The sequence below is a fragment of the Natronobiforma cellulositropha genome (genome assembly GCF_025629245.1).
GTDB classification, from domain to species: Archaea; Halobacteriota; Halobacteria; order Halobacteriales; family Natrialbaceae; genus Natronobiforma; species Natronobiforma cellulositropha.
The window spans coordinates 146,950-163,959 of the sequence record NZ_JANZXN010000060.1 but is presented as its reverse complement, the minus strand read 5'-3'; the positions used below and the strand labels follow the sequence as shown (position 1 = coordinate 163,959).

General features: G+C 64.1%; 15 protein-coding genes. 7 read left to right on the top strand and 8 right to left on the bottom strand.

Going from position 1 to position 17,010, the window contains the following annotated elements; translation table 11 throughout:
• Positions 1-45 precede the first annotated feature (45 nt).
• From N0B15_RS18145 to N0B15_RS18130, 4 genes are all read left to right on the top strand, one after another.
• Positions 46-897 carry a CBS domain-containing protein gene (locus tag N0B15_RS18145; protein ID WP_263021121.1) on the top strand — a complete coding sequence of 284 codons (852 nt, stop codon included), beginning with the start codon at positions 46-48 and terminating at the stop codon, positions 895-897.
• Positions 890-2,638 (top strand): glycine--tRNA ligase, encoded by a 1,749-nt coding sequence (glyS, locus tag N0B15_RS18140; RefSeq protein WP_263021120.1) that lies wholly within the window; start codon positions 890-892, stop codon positions 2,636-2,638. Before N0B15_RS18145 ends, glyS begins: the two co-directional genes overlap by 8 nt.
• 436 nt (positions 2,639-3,074) lie before the next feature.
• Positions 3,075-3,917, top strand: a complete 843-nt coding sequence (locus tag N0B15_RS18135; protein ID WP_263021119.1) for a PKD domain-containing protein — start codon at positions 3,075-3,077, stop codon at positions 3,915-3,917.
• A 97-nt stretch (positions 3,918-4,014) separates the two neighbouring features.
• The gene (locus N0B15_RS18130) at positions 4,015-4,599 is read left to right on the top strand and encodes a diacylglycerol/polyprenol kinase family protein (protein ID WP_263021118.1); all 585 of its coding nucleotides are present in this window, start codon (positions 4,015-4,017) and stop codon (positions 4,597-4,599) included.
• Here the strand turns inward: N0B15_RS18130 and N0B15_RS18125 are convergent.
• Positions 4,596-5,102: a TspO/MBR family protein gene (locus N0B15_RS18125; RefSeq protein WP_263021117.1), complete on the bottom strand. Its 507-nt coding sequence runs from the start codon at positions 5,100-5,102 to the stop codon at positions 4,596-4,598. The genes N0B15_RS18130 and N0B15_RS18125 overlap by 4 nt on opposite strands.
• 191 nt (positions 5,103-5,293) lie before the next feature.
• Here N0B15_RS18125 and N0B15_RS18120 point away from each other — a divergent pair, with 191 nt between their 5' ends.
• The gene (locus N0B15_RS18120; RefSeq protein ID WP_263021116.1) at positions 5,294-5,881 is read left to right on the top strand and encodes a small multi-drug export protein; all 588 of its coding nucleotides are present in this window, start codon (positions 5,294-5,296) and stop codon (positions 5,879-5,881) included.
• Positions 5,882-5,884: 3 nt separating this feature from the next.
• Here N0B15_RS18120 and N0B15_RS18115 read toward each other — a convergent pair whose 3' ends face one another.
• Positions 5,885-7,225, bottom strand: coding sequence for an acyl-CoA thioester hydrolase/BAAT C-terminal domain-containing protein (locus N0B15_RS18115; RefSeq protein WP_263021115.1), 1,341 nt, complete (start codon positions 7,223-7,225; stop codon positions 5,885-5,887).
• 90 nt (positions 7,226-7,315) lie between these two features.
• Between N0B15_RS18115 and N0B15_RS18110 the strand changes: the two genes are divergently transcribed.
• Positions 7,316-7,921 carry a CPBP family intramembrane glutamic endopeptidase gene (locus N0B15_RS18110; protein ID WP_263021114.1) on the top strand — a complete coding sequence of 202 codons (606 nt, stop codon included), beginning with the start codon at positions 7,316-7,318 and terminating at the stop codon, positions 7,919-7,921.
• 16 nt (positions 7,922-7,937) lie between these two features.
• Here N0B15_RS18110 and N0B15_RS18105 read toward each other — a convergent pair whose 3' ends face one another.
• The 6 genes from N0B15_RS18105 to N0B15_RS18080 form a co-directional block, all read right to left on the bottom strand.
• On the bottom strand, positions 7,938-9,230 hold the full coding sequence (locus tag N0B15_RS18105; RefSeq protein WP_263021113.1) for a YcaO-like family protein: 1,293 nt from the start codon (positions 9,228-9,230) through the stop codon (positions 7,938-7,940).
• Positions 9,227-10,303 (bottom strand): TOMM precursor leader peptide-binding protein, encoded by a 1,077-nt coding sequence (locus N0B15_RS18100; protein ID WP_263021112.1) that lies wholly within the window; start codon positions 10,301-10,303, stop codon positions 9,227-9,229. Before N0B15_RS18100 ends, N0B15_RS18105 begins: the two co-directional genes overlap by 4 nt.
• Positions 10,300-11,217, bottom strand: a complete 918-nt coding sequence (locus N0B15_RS18095; protein WP_263021111.1) for a SagB/ThcOx family dehydrogenase — start codon at positions 11,215-11,217, stop codon at positions 10,300-10,302. Before N0B15_RS18095 ends, N0B15_RS18100 begins: the two co-directional genes overlap by 4 nt.
• Before the next feature lie 326 nt (positions 11,218-11,543).
• Complete coding sequence (locus N0B15_RS18090; protein ID WP_263021110.1) at positions 11,544-12,482, bottom strand: ABC transporter ATP-binding protein; 939 nt, start codon at positions 12,480-12,482, stop codon at positions 11,544-11,546.
• The gene (locus tag N0B15_RS18085) at positions 12,479-13,309 is read right to left on the bottom strand and encodes an ABC transporter permease (protein WP_263021109.1); all 831 of its coding nucleotides are present in this window, start codon (positions 13,307-13,309) and stop codon (positions 12,479-12,481) included. Before N0B15_RS18085 ends, N0B15_RS18090 begins: the two co-directional genes overlap by 4 nt.
• A 116-nt stretch (positions 13,310-13,425) precedes the next feature.
• Positions 13,426-14,283, bottom strand: a complete 858-nt coding sequence (locus tag N0B15_RS18080) for an SAM-dependent methyltransferase (RefSeq protein WP_263021108.1) — start codon at positions 14,281-14,283, stop codon at positions 13,426-13,428.
• Positions 14,284-14,493: 210 nt separating this feature from the next.
• Here N0B15_RS18080 and N0B15_RS18075 point away from each other — a divergent pair, with 210 nt between their 5' ends.
• Positions 14,494-16,998, top strand: a complete 2,505-nt coding sequence (locus N0B15_RS18075) for a DEAD/DEAH box helicase (RefSeq protein ID WP_263021107.1) — start codon at positions 14,494-14,496, stop codon at positions 16,996-16,998.
• Positions 16,999-17,010 lie beyond the last annotated feature (12 nt).

Below are 17,010 nucleotides of genomic sequence, written 5' to 3'. Positions count from 1 at the left end.
CAGGAAACACTGGGTTTATACACATTTTAGCCGTACGGGAGGGATATGAACGTTGCCGACGCGATGACGCCCCGCGAAGAGGTGGTGACCGTCGAACTCCCCGGTACCCGAAGCGACGTGCTCGAGTACCTCCAGGAACGGTCGTTCTCCTCGGTTCCGGTGGTCTCACCGACCGACGACGGCGTCGAGTACCGCGGACTCGTCTCCCGTGACGTCCTGATCGAACAGCCGGACGAAGACCAGCTCGTGATGCTGATGGCGGAGGTGCCGACGACGACCGCCGAGACGACGCTCGAGGAGGTCGCCCGGCTGATGGTCGAGGAGGGTGCCCGCCGGGTCCCGGTCGTCGACGGCGAGTTCGAGGGCATCGTCACCGTCACCGACGTGATCCACGCGGTCGCGACCGGCGAGCAGGAGACCGACGCACTCGTCGAGTCGGTCGCGAGCACCGACGTGAACACGACCTACGAGGGTGCGCCGCTGGCCGTCGCCGAGCGGGAACTCTCCTACGCGAACGTCCCGTACACGGTCGCGCTCGACGACGAGGGGAAGATGAGCGGCGTGCTCACCGAGGTCGACATCATCGACGTCGCCCGGATCGTCGAGGGCGAAGAGGAGACCGGCGACAACTTCGCCGACCAGGACTCACAGTGGTCCTGGGAGGGTATCAAAGGCGTCGGCAGCCGCTACCTGCCGACGCGAAACGTCGAACTCCCCTCCGGTCCCGTCCGCGAGTTCATGACCGAGGACGTCGTCACCGTCTCGACGCAGAAGTCGGTCACGGAGGCCGCACAGCTGCTGATCAGACACGATATCGAACAGATCCCGATGGTCAGCGGCGACCAGCTCGTCGGCATCGTCTGCGACATCGACCTCCTGGAGGCGCTGTATGAGTGACGAGACCACGAGCGAGAAGCTCACCGAACTCGCCAAACGCCGGGGCTACTTCTTCCAGTCCTCGGGCGCCTACGGCGGCGTCGGCGGCTTCTACACCTTCGGCCCGCAGGGTGCCGCGCTGAAGGGCAACCTCGAGGACGCCTGGCGCGAGCGCTTCGCCCTCGGCGAGGGCAACATGGAGATCGACGCGCCGACGATCATGCCCGAACCCGTCTTCGAGGCCTCCGGCCACCTGGCTGGCTTCGACGACATGCTGATCGAGTGTCCCGAGTGTGGAACCAGCACGCGCGCCGACCACCTCGTCGAGGACAACACCGACTACGAGGACGCAGAGAGCCTCCCGATCCCCGAGGTCGAAGCGGTCGTCGCCGAGTACGAACTCGCCTGCCCCGAGTGCGGTGCCGGTCTCGCCGGGGTCGCTATCGAGGAGTTCAACCTCATGTTCGCGACCTCGATCGGTCCCGGCGACTCACAGCCCGGCTACCTCCGCCCGGAGACCGCCCAGGGCATCTTCGTCGAGTTCCCCCGCCTCAAAGAGTACGCCCGGAACACCCTCCCCTTCGGCGTCACCCAGATCGGCCGCGCCTACCGCAACGAGATCAGCCCCCGCCGCTCGATTATTCGCACCCGCGAGTTCACCCAGGCCGAACTCGAGCTGTTCGTCGACCCCGCCGACGACGACCCCGACCTCTCGGCGGTCGCCGACGTCCCGCTCACGCTCTACCCGGCGAGCGAGCAGGGTGCGGACGGTAGCCACCTCGAGACGACCGTCGGCGAAGCCGTCGCCGACGAGGTCATCACGGACCCCTGGATCGCCTACTTCCTCGGCGTCTCGCGCACCTGGTACGAGCGCGTCGGCGTCGACATGGACCGCTTCCGGTACCGCCAGCACCTCGCGGGCGAGCGCGCCCACTACGCCGCCGACTGCTGGGACGCCGAGAGCGAGATCGATGGCAACTGGATCGAGATCGCCGGCTTCGCCCACCGCGGCGACTACGACCTCTCGAAACACGGCGAGCACGCCGACGAGCGCTTCACCGTCTTCCAGCAGTACGACGAGCCTCGCACCGTCGAGCGCGCCGTCGTCGACCCCGAGATGAGCTACCTGGGCCCGACCTTCGGCGGCGACGCCGGAGCGGTCGTCGCAGCACTCGAGGAACTCGCCGAGACCGACCCCGAGGCGTTCGACGCCGAGACCGTCACCGTCGCCGTCGGCGACGACGACCACGAGATTCCCGTCGAGCAGACCGGCTTCGCACTCGAGGAACAGACCGAGGCGGGTGAGCACGTCACCCCCCACGTCGTCGAACCCTCCTTCGGCGTCGACCGCACCCTCTACACCGTCCTCCACCACGCCTACAGCGAGGACGAAGTCGACGGCGAGGAGCGAACCTACCTCGCGCTCGAGCCGACGGTCGCGCCCACCTTCGTCGGCGTCTTCCCGCTCCAGCGCGACGACGACCTCGAGACCGAGGCGAACACCATCGCCGCCACCTTACGCGAGCGCGGTCTCTCGGTCACCTACGACAGCGCTGGCAACATCGGGCGTCGCTACCGCCGCCAGGACGAAGTCGGCACGCCGTTCTGCGTCACCGTCGACTACGAGAGTCTCGAGGACGAGGCCGTGACGGTCCGCGAGCGCGACTCGACGGCCCAGAAGCGCCTCCCGATTTCCGACCTCGCGGAGACGTTCACTGCGCTGCGCTCGGGGTCGCTCTCGTTCGACGAACTCGAGGGCTAACCCACCCACACCGGCAGCCGAGTTGCTGTTATCGTAACAACTGCAACGATTCACACACTGATCGCTGGCCCGCCTGGCGATCAGGTGTGCACTGACTTGCAGTGGCTACTATATCTCACTCGAGTACGGGGACCTGACTGTCCGCTCTCTTCGAAATACACTACTATGATACATTCAGTAATATAAACACATATGTGTCAACGCACAGACTGTACTGTCGATGTCAGACGATTTAGAACACGTCCGTCGACGGACACTCCTCCGTGCAGCAGGAACGAGCATCGCCACCGTAGCCGGGCTTTCAGCGGCGTCGGGCTCGAGCGCAGCGGACGAGTCGGGCCCGATCGAAACGCTCGAAATCGGTGGTCCGTCACTGCTCGAACCCGGCGAAGAGACGTATGCCAGAGTTCTGAACGATGGGCAGTTCAGAACTGAAATGGAGCTCTGCCCCGAATTCATCCGCGACCCTGGCGACTTCTCGCTCTGTTCTACTCGACACGATGAGTATCAACACGAGTGGGGTCGCAGGCTCTCCATCTCGCCGACTGAACCCGGTCACTACACGGTGTTCGCGCTCGTCTACGAACTCGACGGTAACCAGGCAATCGGGTGGGAAAACGCTCACCTCGCCGTGGTCGGAGAGGACGTCTCGTACGAGTGGCCAGTTCCAGCACTCGAGGCTCCGTCGACCGTCGAAGTCGGCGAAGCGGTCACTCTCGACGCGTCCGACTCCGAACCGATAGGCGGGGCCCAGAACAGTCGCCTCAGCGCCTACGAGTTCAGCGGCGACGTCGAACACGAAGGCGAGTCGCCGATCCACACTGTCACGTTCGACGAACCGGGGACGAAGGAGGTCTCCCTTCGCGTCGAAGGAACGCTCGATCCGATGGAGGGAGGCCTTCGAACACCCGTCGTCGGGTGGAGCCGGGAGACGGCGACGGTCACTATCGAGGTCGAAGACCTGGACACGAGCTGGTGGGACCCCTACACCGATGACGACCACGTCGTCCCAGATAGTGACCACAGTGATGCGGCGATACAGGACTACCACGCCGGTGAAATCTCCCTCGACCAGGTGCTGATGATCATCGACTCGTACGAGACCGGTGACCCGGTCGCCGATGCACAGTGGTGGCAGCCGTACACCAACGACGACGGTACAGTCGATACGGACGGACTCCGGCGAGCACTCGACGACTGGCGAGCGGACGAACTGACGACGGAACGACAGCGAATCATCATCGACCACTGGCGAAGCGGTGAGCCGATCGACGCGTGACGAGTTCGGGCCGAGTATCGGCCCAGAACGAGTGCTGTAGGCAACGCTGACGGTACAACCGACGAACTGAAGGCCGCCCCCTCCGAGGTGAGAGTCGATGGCCGACGAACTCAAACGACGGCTCGTCCACGCGAGCGGGTCGGGCTTGGTCGCGCTCTACCTCCTCGCGCAGTACCTCGAGTGGCCGCTCACCTGGGCGCGGTTTCAGCTGCTGCTCGTCGCACTCGCCGTCGGCGTCCTCGTCCTCGAGTTCCTGCGGCTTCGCGTCGGTCTCGAGTGGTGGCTCTACGAGAAACTCACCCGCGAGTACGAGCAGGAACAGTTCGCCGGCTACGGCTACTACATGCTGAGTATGACGGTCGTCGTGCTCGTCTTCCCACCCGAAATCGCGCTGCCGGCAATGTTGATGCTCGCTCTCGGTGATCCGATCAGCGGCGCGGTCTCCGACAACTCGCTCAGGCGGGTCAAGAGTCCCAGGGTGCTCCTCACGATGTTCGTCGTCTCCGCGCTGCTCGCCGCGCCGTTTCTGGGCGCCTACCCGCTCGCCGTCCTCGCGGCGGCGCTCGGAGCGACCGTCGCCGACGGCGTGAAGCTTCGCCTCGGCGAGTTCATCGTCGACGACAATCTGACGATTCCGATCTACGCCGCCGTCGCAGCCTGGCTCGCCCTCGCGTTCCTCTAGGCGTTCAGCCGCCAGAGTTCGAACGTGAGCACCGTCGCGAAACTCACCCAGAGGAGGTACGGCACCAACAGCGCGGCGGCCCGGCGGTCGACGCGGCCGAAGGCGACGATGGTCGCCACGACGAGCACCCAGAGGACCGCGATCACGCCGAGGGCGAGCATGGGTGCCTCGAGCGAGAAGAACGCGGGCGTCCAGGCCACGTTGAAGACCATCTGCGCGACGAACACCGCGAGTGCGAGCCTTCGCCCCGGCGCGTCGGTCTCCCAGACCAGCCAGAGCGCGACCCCCATGAGCGTGAACAGGAGCGTCCAGACGACCGGAAAGGCGATCTCGGGCGGGTAGAACCAGGGCTTCTCGAGGCTGCGAAACCAGGGCGTGTCGGGCGAGGAGAGCACGCCTGGGACGGCTCCGACGACGTTGACCAGGAGGACGAAGCCGACGGCTCGAGCGAGTCCACGGCGGTCCGGCAAGCGACTCGTGGACCGGTCGACGGTGGATGCCATGGCGAGGTCTACGACTCGAGGGGACAAACCGCTGGGGGCTGCCCGTCGCCAATCACCCCGAACGACCGGATGTCTGCTGTCAACAGGCGGCTCGAGGCGGAGTGCCTCGGGGTCGAGCCCCGGGGCGGCTGACGCAGTATCTTGTCGATGAATGATAACGTATAGGTTACCTCAGGATAATACTGTTGGCAATGACACTGGGACGTACTGGCGGTGGCTCTCACTCGAGCGTCGTCAACACTGCCACGCTCTGGTCGGTTGCACCGATGTTCGCGCTGCTAGTCCTCTTCGGACAGGGAAACGGCGTCGTCGATGCGCTCGGTGGGGAGAGTGGGAGCTGGCAGTACGTCGTCGTCTTCGTCCTCGCGTCGATTCCGTTGCTCGAGGTGCTCGTCGTCGTCCCACCAGCGATCGGACTCGGGCTGGATCCGGTTCTCGTCGGTGTGTTCGCCTTCCTCGGTAACGCCGCTTCGGCGTACGGTCTCATCGCGTTTCAACAGCGGGTCACCGTGTGGTGGCAGCGTCGACGAGGCGGGGACGATGACGAGGAGTCGGGGCGGTTCCGACGTGCCCGTCGGCTCTGGGAGCGCTTCGGTCTGCCTGGTCTCGCCCTGTCTGCGCCGGTCCTGACCGGCACCCACATCGCCGCCGTCGTTGCAATGATGCTCGGCGCTCGAGCACGATCGGTCGCCGTCTGGATGACCGTCGGCATCGGGGCCTGGACGCTCTTTCTGGTCGTCGCCTCCGTAACGGGTCTCTCTCTGCTCGGTTTCATCTGATCACTAGGTGGTGCGCTCCGGGGACCTCTGACCGCGCAGTCCTCGCTCGAGAACGGCGAGCGTGCGTTCCCAGGCGACCTGTGCGGCATCGTGACACGCCCGTGGCGTTCCGCCGGTCGCGATCGGAACGCGGGGAATGAGTTCTCCTCCGGTTGTCTCGCTCGTCGGTGCGTAGGGGACGGGAAACCGGTGTCCTGCCGCTTCGAGGTGGACCCGCTCGTACGGGTGGTCGTACGCGTGTCGCTCGAGCCGGGCTTCGATGTCGGCGGTGTACGTTCCGGCGGGCCAGACGGCATCGTCACCGCCCGAGACGACGAGAACTGGGCCACCGGTTCGTTCGACGGGTATCGTCGCTGCCCTACGGCGCTCGTCGTCGATACCCTCGAGCCCCCGGCAGTATGCTGGACAGAGTGCGACCGGGCGCTTCCGAAGCCAACACCAGCCGAGCCGAGCGAGCCACCGACTCCCCGTCTCGTAGGGAATGTACGGTAGCTCCGCCCCGTCTTCGGTCCACGACGACCCACTCTCAGACCACTCACCGAGACCCTGGTGGACGTACCCGCTGGGTGCGTAGCCGACGACGGTGGTGATTTCTGGGAGGTGAGCGCCGAGTAGCAACGCCAGTTCACCGCCTTTCGAACCGCCGACGGCGGCCAGGGGATCGTTCTCGAGGCCCGGTTCGGCACCGATCCACGCGACAGCGTCTCGAAAGTACGAGAGCGGGATTCGCTCGAGCGTCTCCGGGAGTCCGTCGGTCCCGAAGTATGCCAGTGCGACGACAGCGTAGCCGTGGTGCGCGAGCAGCAGGGGTCGCTTCCAGTCGGGTAGCCCACCTTCGGAGCCACCGAGTACGATGACGGTGGGATGCGGTCCCGGTTCCGTCGGCTCGTACACGTCGGCGACGATGGGGTCGCGTACCGCACGAATTCGGACGTCAGCGCGCGTTCCGAATACGCGGGTGAACCGGGCGCTCGCTCGTGGTTCACCGCCCTGCGTCGCGCTCACCTCGACGGTCGTCTCGCGCTCGTATCCTCGTCCGTTCTGTCCGTTCGCTCGGTCCGGCCGTGGGTGACGTTGCCCCGTCCGTCGCATCGACCACAATAGCCCGGCGCCGTCGGCCCGGTCGTACGTTCCCGCCAGTGGTCTCTGCCTGGAGACGTCGACCCGGCCGGCTCGAGATGGCTCGAACGTCGCCCAGGATTCCCACCGATCGCCGGCGAGGTACATACACGCACGGATCGTCACCGGTATCGCTGGATCGAACCCGCTTCCGGTGATCTGCACTGACTCGTCGAACGAGGGTCGGTTCGGGACGACAGCCAGCGTTGGTGACTCCGGGGACACTGCGTCTCACAACCACGTCTTCGGATAAATCTTTCACTCCAATGATCAGATAGGAATGTTGAAGCCGTCACACGCCGATGGGTATTGCGGATGCGAACGTTCTGGCTCATCGTCGGTGTGTCGCTGCCGCTGCTGCTGCCGGCGTACCTGGCCGTCGTCTACACCGTCTGCTCGTGGCGCTCACGCCTCGACCCGTCGCTGCTCGAGACGCACTTCGACTGGATTTACGCCCCGTTTATCCTCGGACTCGGCGGGACCTACGTACTCACGACCGAACAGGTCCAGGTGGGGTTCGAACTGGTGTACCTCCTCGCGGTTCCGGCCGGAGCAGCCATATACGGTGCGACGACGCTGGTCTGGCGCTACTACACGAAGCGGCCGATTCGCCGTGGTGACCAGTCGTTTGAATTGCTCTTCCCGGGCCTTCTCGCTCCATTCGCCGAGGAACTGCTGTTCCGTGAGGGTCTCGCACCGCTCGTTTCGAGTATCGGGACGGCCGGCTACGTCGTGGTCTCGTCGCTCGCGTTCGGACTGTACCACAGTTACCTCGGCCGACACGAAATCGTGTTCAAGACTGTCTTCGGTGTTCTCCTCTGTTTCTCGTACCTCCAGACGGGATCGGTACTCGTTCCAGCGCTCGTCCACTTCGGGTACAACCTCGCCTGGATTCTGTACGTCTCCGACTGGTCCACCTGATCGCTCGAGCCGTGCGCTACGGATAGGGATGTGGCTTCTCCGTAATTTCGACCCCCTCGAAGGCGGGGTGGCGAGCGGGAACCGCAGCGGGCGGTATCAGCCGAACGAGTTCGGGAACGAACACCCGGGCGACGTGCGTCCCACACTGGCGAACGTCCGGCGCCGTGACGTCGAACGCGATCGGCGTACATCCTGCGTCCTCGAGCAGTCCGAGGAGATACTCGAGTTGTTGCCCCGCGGTCCACTCCTCGTCAGGTTGGACTGCTCGTTCGTTCGGCTCGGTCGGTGTCGTGAGCGGCCCATCGAGCAGGAACGAGACGTCGTCGAAGTTGTCCGGGTGCGCATAGTAGACGATGTTCTGGGTGAAGTCGTCGACGACCTCGTCGATCTGGATCTCGGCTGCGTCGTACTGCACCGCGATGTCGTGGAGGTACGGCCACCCTTGCATCGCCTCGAGTGCGGCCTCTCGGAGCGCTTCGTCTGGGTCGAGCGCCGCTGCTCCCGCCATCACGAACGTGGGATAGGTGTCTCGCTCGCTCACCAGAGCACTCCCGTAGACGGGAACGTCGACGATCGATTCGCACTCGAACAGCCGCACCGAGAGATCCGCCCGCGGCAGCCGCTCGTCGATCGCCTCGCGTAACCACGGTAACGCGTCTACGTCGACCTGGTTCGGCACCGTCTGGGTCCACCAGGTTCGCATGATGCCGTCGCGTTCGACGTGCTCGAGCAGTGCCCAGAGAACCGCCTCCTGGAGCGTCGGTGCGGCGGCGACGCCGTTCGAAGAGCCAAGCAGGTGCGTCGGCTCCGATGTGAGTGGCCCGACTCGGTTCCAGACGTACTCAGCTGGCACGTAGACGTTCTCGCCGGTCAAGAGATCGACGCCCGGCTCCCACAGTAGCTCCGTCTCACGCGAAAACGGCGCGAGAAACCGCTCCCGGAACTCGTCGCTGAACTCGTCGAGATACTCGAACTCGGCGGCCCGATCGGTTCTCACCAGTTCGTCGTAACTCGTACGCCGCATGGTGTCCGTGTCGGGCCAGCAGAGGGAGAACCGCTCTAGCGCCTCGCCGATACAGCTCGTCAGTGACGCACCCAGATTTGCACCTTTTCCGCTCACGCCGAAGTCGAGCTCACCGTCGAACTCGAGGAGATACTCGAGGTCACACCGTGATGTGGCCGTCTGATAGGCGACCGGGTCTCCGCGGTCGACAGTTTTGAAAAACAGGGTGTTCAACACGCCCGTCTTCTCGCCGACGGCCCGATAGAACTGCGGCGGAACGGGGTGGACGTGTTCGATACATCTCATTTTCGTCCCTCGGTCCCGACCCAGTTGCCGGCGTCACGGATGTCATCGACGGTGATGAACTGACTCACCGACTCCCCTCGTGGTTTTCCACACACCTCACAGCGGGGATATTTGAGGACATCGTTACACTCGACCGAGAGGTGTATCCCGTCGACGACGAAGACGCGCCCGGCCGTGTAGCCCGTGCCGAACGGGAGTACGTTCGCGAGGTCGAGCACGAGATACCCCGCGAGGAGCCGACTGAAGCCCGGGACGCGCGCCTGGACGGCGTCCGCTGCGTCGTCGACGTACTCGGCGTAGCGCTCGTAGCCGACGTTGTTCACCACGTTCGAGAGCTGTCGCTTCTCGAAGCAGCGATAGCACGCCGTCTCACCGGGGAAGACCGTCGGACCGACGATGCCGTCGAACCCGTGGATCTGGACGCTACTCCAGGCGGTCTTCGTCTCGTGAGCGACGCGGTTTATCGTGTCGGTGAGCTGTGGCCGTGGACGGTCACCGGCGTAGACGACGAAGTCGGCACCCGACACCGCTGCTTCGAGCGCTTCCGGGTCGAACATCTCGTCTGCACACGCTTCGATGCGGGAGTCACTCGCGCTCGCGACTGGCTGGAGCGCGGCCACTTCCCCGACGCCGAACTCCCGGAGGTCCGTGGCGATTTGCGCTCCCATCGTTCCGCTGTTGACGACGAGAACATCAAGTTCCTCGAGTCGTCGCCGCTCTCGGTTGGCGAACCGTCGGCGGAGCGGCATGTGTGCGTAGCGTGGGTCTGCTTGCGACTGGTCGAGGACCACGTCTTTCTCGTGGAGGTCGACGAGCAGGGACGCGATGCTCACGCGGTCGTCTTCGTCGAACGACTCGAGGATCGTCTCGACGTGTTGCTCGCCGTCGAGTTGCTCGACGAGCCTCGCAAGCTGTGCGTCACCGTCGGCGTCGGAGAGCGTGTACACCGGCCCTGTCCAGGGACCGATGCGAATGTGAACGGTGTTTGGGTCGAGTTGTACCGGAACGAACGCCGGATTGAACGCTGGATACGTGAGTTCCTCGGTGACCTGCGTGATCGGGTCGCCGCTCATTTCTTTCCACCACGCGGGTGGCCGAGAACGACCGTGTAGACGACGCTCTCGTCGACGCCATCGATATCGAGGAACTCCTCAACGGCCGGGTCGTCGACGCCACTGAGCGGAACCGCTCCGAGACCGAGCGCTGTCGCAGCGAGGAGTACGTTCTGGCAGGCGTGGCCCGACTCCTGGAGCAAGAGGCGGTATCCCCGTGCCCCGTACTTTGCGATGGACCGGCGGATTGACCCGGTCATGAACAGTATCGCACCTGCATCGGTCACGTCCAGCGAATCGTCGGTGAGAAACAGTTCCGAGACACGCGTTTCGAAGTCTTCGCCTCCTCGCCACAACACACGCAAGACGTGTTTCGTCGGCGTGTAGTAGTACACTCCAGCGTCGAACGCCTCCCCGACGGTTGGCACGACGACGTAGTACTCGATGGGGTAGAGACCGCCACCTGACGGATAGGCGCGGAACCGCTGTGTCGGTGGGTTCTCGTCTCCCTCGGTGAGCGACTGTTCGCCGGTAATGCCGAGGCTCCGGCCGAGAACTGTCGCGAGGTCTGCTTTCGTGAGACCATCCCCGGTGTACGTTCTGACACTCCGCCGTGACTCGAGAACCCCGTCGAGTGAGGTCTCGAGTCGGTCCGGGTCCGGTAGCTCGACCCGTTCGTACCCGCGATAGTCGGGACCGATCTTCGAAGTGGCGTACACCATCGACTCATCCTCGATGAACGCCTGGACAGCCAACCCGATCCGTTCGTCGTCGTAGGAGCGGTACTTCGTGTTCTCGTGAAACAGTTCGGCCAGGTGTCCGTTCGAGAATTCCTGCTGGCGATACTCCGAGTACGGATCCAGACCCGGTTCGAAAGCTCGTGGAGTGTACTGGTAACTCGACAGGCTTCGCAACGCATCTAATTCTACTCTCATCTGTCTTAAATATGTGTGGTTGTGTCTGATCCGTTATGACGGCGAACAGCAGCACGTAGAGCTGCTACTGGAACACCGTCCTCCGGACACGGGAACCGATTCGTCTTTACTGTCTTCGCTTAGTTCGAATTTCATGGTTGCTCTATCGGTTGTGTGGCCACGTGACGTGCTATGTTGGCACACGCAGATATCACCAGTAGCCAGATTTCATAGCAATTCCCGTTGGCCACTCAATGTGTTCTCACTCGCACATATTAACTTTTTATCCAATTTGTCAGAATGTTCTCTCGCGTCAGGTACGCTTGTGCTAGATAGTACCGGTCTCGTCACTGACCGCCGTCTGTACACTGCACGGCGTTTTTTCCAACAGGCCTGGCATTTTCCTGCACGTACGTGTAGTAGTTGAACAGGTCCGTGTAGGACGGACGGTCGATCTCGACGAGGACGTCGTTTCCACGCTCGTCCACCTGGTCTCGTACCCGGCCGAGCGCGTCTTCGTCCGGAAGGAAGCCACGGACCTCGTCACCGCGCTGGAACAAACGCTCACCGACGACACTCGTTGCTGGCGGGACGGCCCCCCGCACACGTAGCACGGGTGGAACGCTCTCGAACAACGCCTCCGGTCGTCCGTCCGCGACGATTTCCCCATCTCTGAGGAACGCGATCCGCTCTGCGATCTGTGCATCGAGCGGTGCGTGACTCGTGACCACGATAGTCTTCCCAGCGTCCCGCTGCTCTAGGACGATGTCGTGAAGCTCCTGAATCATCGCCAGGTCGAGCTCTGCGGTGGGTTCGTCGAGGAAGTACAACGGTACGTCGACGCTGAGGGTGATTGCGATCTCGAGTTTCCGTTCCATTCCACCGGAGTACTCTGCGACCGGCCGGTCGAGTTCACTCTCGAGTTCGAGTCGCTCGACGAGTGTTTGCCACGAGTTCGTGCCGTTCGGGTGTAAACTCCCGTAGAACTGGAGATTCTCGTGGCCGGTCAGGTCGGGGTCGGCCATCCGCCCCTGCATCATGATGCTGAACAGCGGACGAGCATCTCTCGGGGACAGCCCGTCGAAGAGTTCGATGCGTCCGGTGTCGGGTCGAACGCTCCCGGTCAAACACGACGTCAGCACCGACTTTCCGGCACCGTTCGATCCCATCAACATGAGGATTTCTCCCTCCAGTATCGTGAGGTCGACACCCGTGAGTACCTGGTTCTCGTCGAAGCGCTTTCTCACGCCGTGTGCCTCGAGAACCGTACGCACACTCTCGCTCATCGGCGGACCCCCCCGTAGCCGAACTGTTTGATGATCGCGAACGATGTAGCCGAGAGGACCGCAGCGTAACCGGCGAGTATACCGGCGTACGATGCCGAGACCGGTGCCTCCGGTGGTGTCATGAACTCGACGTTCTCTGCACCCGCCCAGACGGCGATCTGCATCCGTGTCGCCAGCGAGTTCGGCAGGTAGTTGACCATCTCCGCATTCTGTGCGATCAACGATGGTGCCGTCCCGTTGTAGCCGGTGACGAAGAACGCCATCAGAACGGCAACGACTGCGATCGTCGTCATGTGTTCGGGCTTCGTGATCACGATCGCGAGCCCCATCGCGAGGGCCATCGCGATCAGGCAGAACAGCGCCAGCGTCAGGGCGATCACGGCGACTGTCTGGACACCGAGACCGCCGAACGACCCGCCGTGTGCGTACGCGACACCGATCGTCATGAGATACGAACCGACGCCGAGCAGGAACCCGGCGAGGAACCTGCCGACGAGGTCCGCCGACGGCGAGACCGGCATCGTCCGGAACTTCCGATACCGCTCCCCGTCGAGGTCTCGAGCGAACTCCCCGGCGAAGACCGCCACTGTCACGGTGAACGCACCGAACAGTCCATAGTTCATCCCGTTGGCCGCTTTGATCGGTCCGACGTCGGCGTCGGCTGGCACGTCGATGAAGAACTCCATCGTCAGGAAGTACCAGAGAACGGGCCAGACCACGGCGAGAAAGACGATCATCTTGCTCCGACTCAACTGCTGAAGGTGCCTGCGTGTGAACGTCGTCGTCTGTCTCGTCCACGGCACGCGGTTCGGTAATGTATATTCCATGAGTACTGCTGGTTTGGGTCTGTCGGAATGCTTATTTGTATTGGTGACTACTTCGCAGTCCTATACTCTTCTCGAGGGCGGCCGTTCGGTCGTACTTGTTTATCATCGAGTGAATTCTACCGCGACGAGGCAGACGTCGCGACGACGATCGCGTACAGGAGCGACCCGTCGCGAATCGCCCGGTACTGACTCTTCATCCCTCGAGCGGTCGACGCATACCGTCGGTCCGTCTGTGAGCGTGTCAACACACCCCGGAGCCGATAATAGGGGTGGCCCCACAGCCCGTACCGATAGTTTCGCTTCGCGGACGGAACGATAGCCCCGGTTACGTCACGCGTCCGTACCGCGTACCCGCACTTGTCGAACGCCTCGACGGCCGTCTCGAGTGGTTCGGGATTCGTTCCTAACTCCTCGCGATAGGTCTCGACCGACGACTCGCTCGCCCGTGACCGATCCGTGAGAAACAGGTCCGCAACGACGGCCTGGCCACCGTCGTCGAGGACCCGATCGATCTGTTCGACGACGAGCGCGTCGTCTCGTGCGTGACACAGCGCCTCGACGCACCAGACCACGTCGATGGAGTCGTCGGGAACGCTCGCCATCTCGTGGAAATCGTCGATCCGAAACGAGACCTGGTCGCCGACCCCGCGTTCCCGTGCGAGCGACCGGGCAACCTCGAGTTGTTCCTCGACGATGTTGATCCCGAGCACCTCGACACCGTCGTGGCTCGCGAGCCAGGTCGCATCGTCACCGAATCCACAGCCGACATCGAGGACGGTGCCCGTCTCTTCGAGTGAAACCAGGCTAGACAGCGTCCGTCGCATATTGTCGGCGGCTGATGCCTCGCTCTCGGTGTCCTCGTCGAAGTAGCCGTGCCGAATACTGCGGTGGTTCTGACGGTCGGAATCGCGGAGAAGCGACTGGTGGCTGTCCTCGTACAGCCGCCTGATCTCTTCGGTGGTGGGTGTGTGCATATCGCCTCACGACGGGTCAGAACGGTGATTTCCGTTGACTGTCTCCAATCTCCACTCTGTCACTCACGGTGAGTATATGTCATACCGTATATTTAACATATTCTCTGAATTACTGTACAATTCCTCGGCCCTGGCTGCACCGTTACCCGCGCGTTCACTTTCACCTCGCTACACGAATCCTTATCCGCGACCGCCGCGAACCGGTGGCCAATGGCCGCGACGGACGAGACGCCGCCCCCCATCGAGCACCCGCTGCTCGAGTCGAACTTCCTCGAGCGTCGCCTCTATCAGCTAAAACTCGCCGGGACGGCGGCGAACGATCACACGCTCGTCTGTCTCCCCACCGGACTCGGGAAGACGACGGTGAGCCTCCTCGTCACGGCGCGCCGCCTCGACGAGGTCGGCGGGAAGGCGCTGATGCTCGCGCCCACCAAGCCGTTGGTCCAGCAACACGCCGACTTCTACCGCGAGGCGCTCGCGGTTCCCGACGAGGAGATCGTCGTCTTCACCGGCGACGTCAGCCCCGACGACCGCGCCGCCCTCTGGGAGGCGTCGACGGTCGTGATGGCGACCCCGCAGGTGATCGAGAACGACCTCGTTGGGAGTCGCATCTCACTCGCCGAGGTGACCCACCTCACCTTCGACGAGTGTCACCGCGCCACCGGCGACTACGCCTACAACTACATCGCCGAGCGCTACCACGCCGACGCCACCGACCCGCTCGTCACCGGCATGAGCGCCTCGCCCGGCGGCGACGAGGAGGCGATTCTCGAGGTCTGTGAGAACCTCGGCCTGCGCGAGGTCGAGGTGATGACCGAAGACGACGCCGACGTCGCTCAGTTCACCTACTCGACCGAGGTCGAGTGGGAGCGTATCGAACTCCCCGACGAGATCATCGAGATCCGCGACGCGCTCAACGAGGTCGTCACCGACCGTCTCGAGCGGCTCAAGGAACTCGGGGTGGCGCGCTCGACGAAACCTGACCAGTCACAGAAGGACCTCAACCGGATGCGCGCCGAACTCCAGAAACTCATCTCGAACGACCAGTCGGAGGGCTACAAGGGGATGTCCGCCCACGCGGAGGTGATGAAACTCCGCCAGGCGGTGACCGTCGTCGAGACCCAGAGCGTCGAGGCGGCGCGACGGTACTTCGAGCGCCAGCGCAATCAGGCGCGCTCTGCCGGGGCCTCGAAGGCGAGCCAGCGGCTGGTGAGCGACCCCCGGGTCAGAGAGGCGATGCGCCGGATCGAGGCGTTCGACCAGCTCCACCCGAAGTACCGCAAGACCCGGATGCTGCTGGCCGAGACACTCGGACTCGAGGGCGGCGAGCGGGTGATCGTCTTCACCGAGTCGCGCGACACCGCCGAGGCGCTGACGGCGTTTCTCGACGAGAGCTTCGACGCCCGCCGGTTCGTCGGCCAGGGCGACCGCGAGGGATCGGATGGGATGACCCAGACCCAACAACAGGAGGTACTCGACGACTTCCGCAACGGCGAGTTCGAGGTGCTCGTCTCGACCTCGGTCGCAGAGGAGGGTCTCGACGTTCCCGAGGTCGACCTCGTGCTCTTTTACGAACCCGTGCCGACGGCGATCCGGTCGATCCAGCGCAAGGGCCGGACGGGCCGCCAGTCGAAAGGCCGCGTCGTCGTCCTCCTCGCCGAGGACACTCGCGACGAGGCCTACTTCTGGATCTCCCGGCGTCGCGAGAAGGAGATGGAAAAGGAACTCCGCGCGCTGAAGGGGATCGCGAGCGACCTCGAGACCGAACTCGACGCCTCCCAGCAGTCGCTCGCGGCGTTCGCCTCGGCCGCCGACGGCGAGGGCGGCGGGCCGAGGGCCGGGTCCTCGATGCAACCCGGACTCGAGTCGTTCGCCGACGCTCCCGGTGATGGGAACGGTGGGCCGGATGGAGACCGTCCTGCGGACAGCACCGCCGATGGCGCTGCGGAGGATGGCACTGCTGAGGACGGCACTGCTGGGGACGGTGCTGCTGAAGATGGCGACGGGGACACCGATTCGTCGCCTGTCGACCCACCGAGTGCCGACGGCGAGACGGTCGAAATCGTCGCCGACCAGCGCGAGATGGACGCGAACATCGCCCGCGACCTCTCGAGGCGCGAGGAGATTCGGGTCCGTCTCGAGACGCTCGCCGTCGGCGACTACGTGCTCTCGGATCGGGTCGTCGTCGAGCGCAAGTCGGTCGCCGACTTCGTCGACTCGCTCGTCGACGGCGAGCGCTCGCTGTTCGAGCAGGTGGGCGCGATGGCGCGTCACTACTCGCGGCCGGTCGTCATCGTCGAGGGCGACGGTCTCTACGAACAGCGCGACATCCACCCGAACGCGATCAGGGGTGCGCTCTCGAGTCTGGCCGTCGACTTCGGTGCGAGCATTCTGCGGAGTGAGGGCGAGACCGACACCACGGAACTGCTGGCGGTGATCGCCGGGCGCGAGCAGTCACTCGAGGGCCGCGAGGTGAGCGTCCACGGCGAGAAGGGGGCGAAGACCCTCGGCGAACAGCAGGAGTACGTCGTCTCCTCGATCGCCGACATCGGTCCCGTCACCGCCCGGTCGTTGCTCGAGACCTTCGGCTCCGTCGAGGCGGTGATGACCGCGAACGAGGAAGAACTGCGCGAGGCCGACGGCGTCGGGAAAGTGACGGCCGAGCGCATCCGCGAGGTCGTCGCGAGCGGCTACACCGGTAGCCGCGGCGGATAACGAGAACGGGGC

Coding starts and splice junctions, on each gene's coding strand:
- N0B15_RS18145 (WP_263021121.1), top strand. CDS start 46: ATGAACGTTGCCGACGCGATGACGCCCCGCGAAGAGGTGGTGACCGTC.
- glyS (WP_263021120.1), top strand. CDS start 890: ATGAGTGACGAGACCACGAGCGAGAAGCTCACCGAACTCGCCAAACGC.
- N0B15_RS18135 (WP_263021119.1), top strand. CDS start 3,075: ATGGAGCTCTGCCCCGAATTCATCCGCGACCCTGGCGACTTCTCGCTC.
- N0B15_RS18130 (WP_263021118.1), top strand. CDS start 4,015: ATGGCCGACGAACTCAAACGACGGCTCGTCCACGCGAGCGGGTCGGGC.
- N0B15_RS18125 (WP_263021117.1), bottom strand. CDS start 5,102: ATGGCATCCACCGTCGACCGGTCCACGAGTCGCTTGCCGGACCGCCGT.
- N0B15_RS18120 (WP_263021116.1), top strand. CDS start 5,294: ATGACACTGGGACGTACTGGCGGTGGCTCTCACTCGAGCGTCGTCAAC.
- N0B15_RS18110 (WP_263021114.1), top strand. CDS start 7,316: ATGCGAACGTTCTGGCTCATCGTCGGTGTGTCGCTGCCGCTGCTGCTG.
- N0B15_RS18105 (WP_263021113.1), bottom strand. CDS start 9,230: ATGAGATGTATCGAACACGTCCACCCCGTTCCGCCGCAGTTCTATCGG.
- N0B15_RS18100 (WP_263021112.1), bottom strand. CDS start 10,303: ATGAGCGGCGACCCGATCACGCAGGTCACCGAGGAACTCACGTATCCA.
- N0B15_RS18095 (WP_263021111.1), bottom strand. CDS start 11,217: ATGAGAGTAGAATTAGATGCGTTGCGAAGCCTGTCGAGTTACCAGTAC.
- N0B15_RS18090 (WP_263021110.1), bottom strand. CDS start 12,482: ATGAGCGAGAGTGTGCGTACGGTTCTCGAGGCACACGGCGTGAGAAAG.
- N0B15_RS18085 (WP_263021109.1), bottom strand. CDS start 13,309: ATGGAATATACATTACCGAACCGCGTGCCGTGGACGAGACAGACGACG.
- N0B15_RS18080 (WP_263021108.1), bottom strand. CDS start 14,283: ATGCACACACCCACCACCGAAGAGATCAGGCGGCTGTACGAGGACAGC.
- N0B15_RS18075 (WP_263021107.1), top strand. CDS start 14,494: ATGGCCGCGACGGACGAGACGCCGCCCCCCATCGAGCACCCGCTGCTC.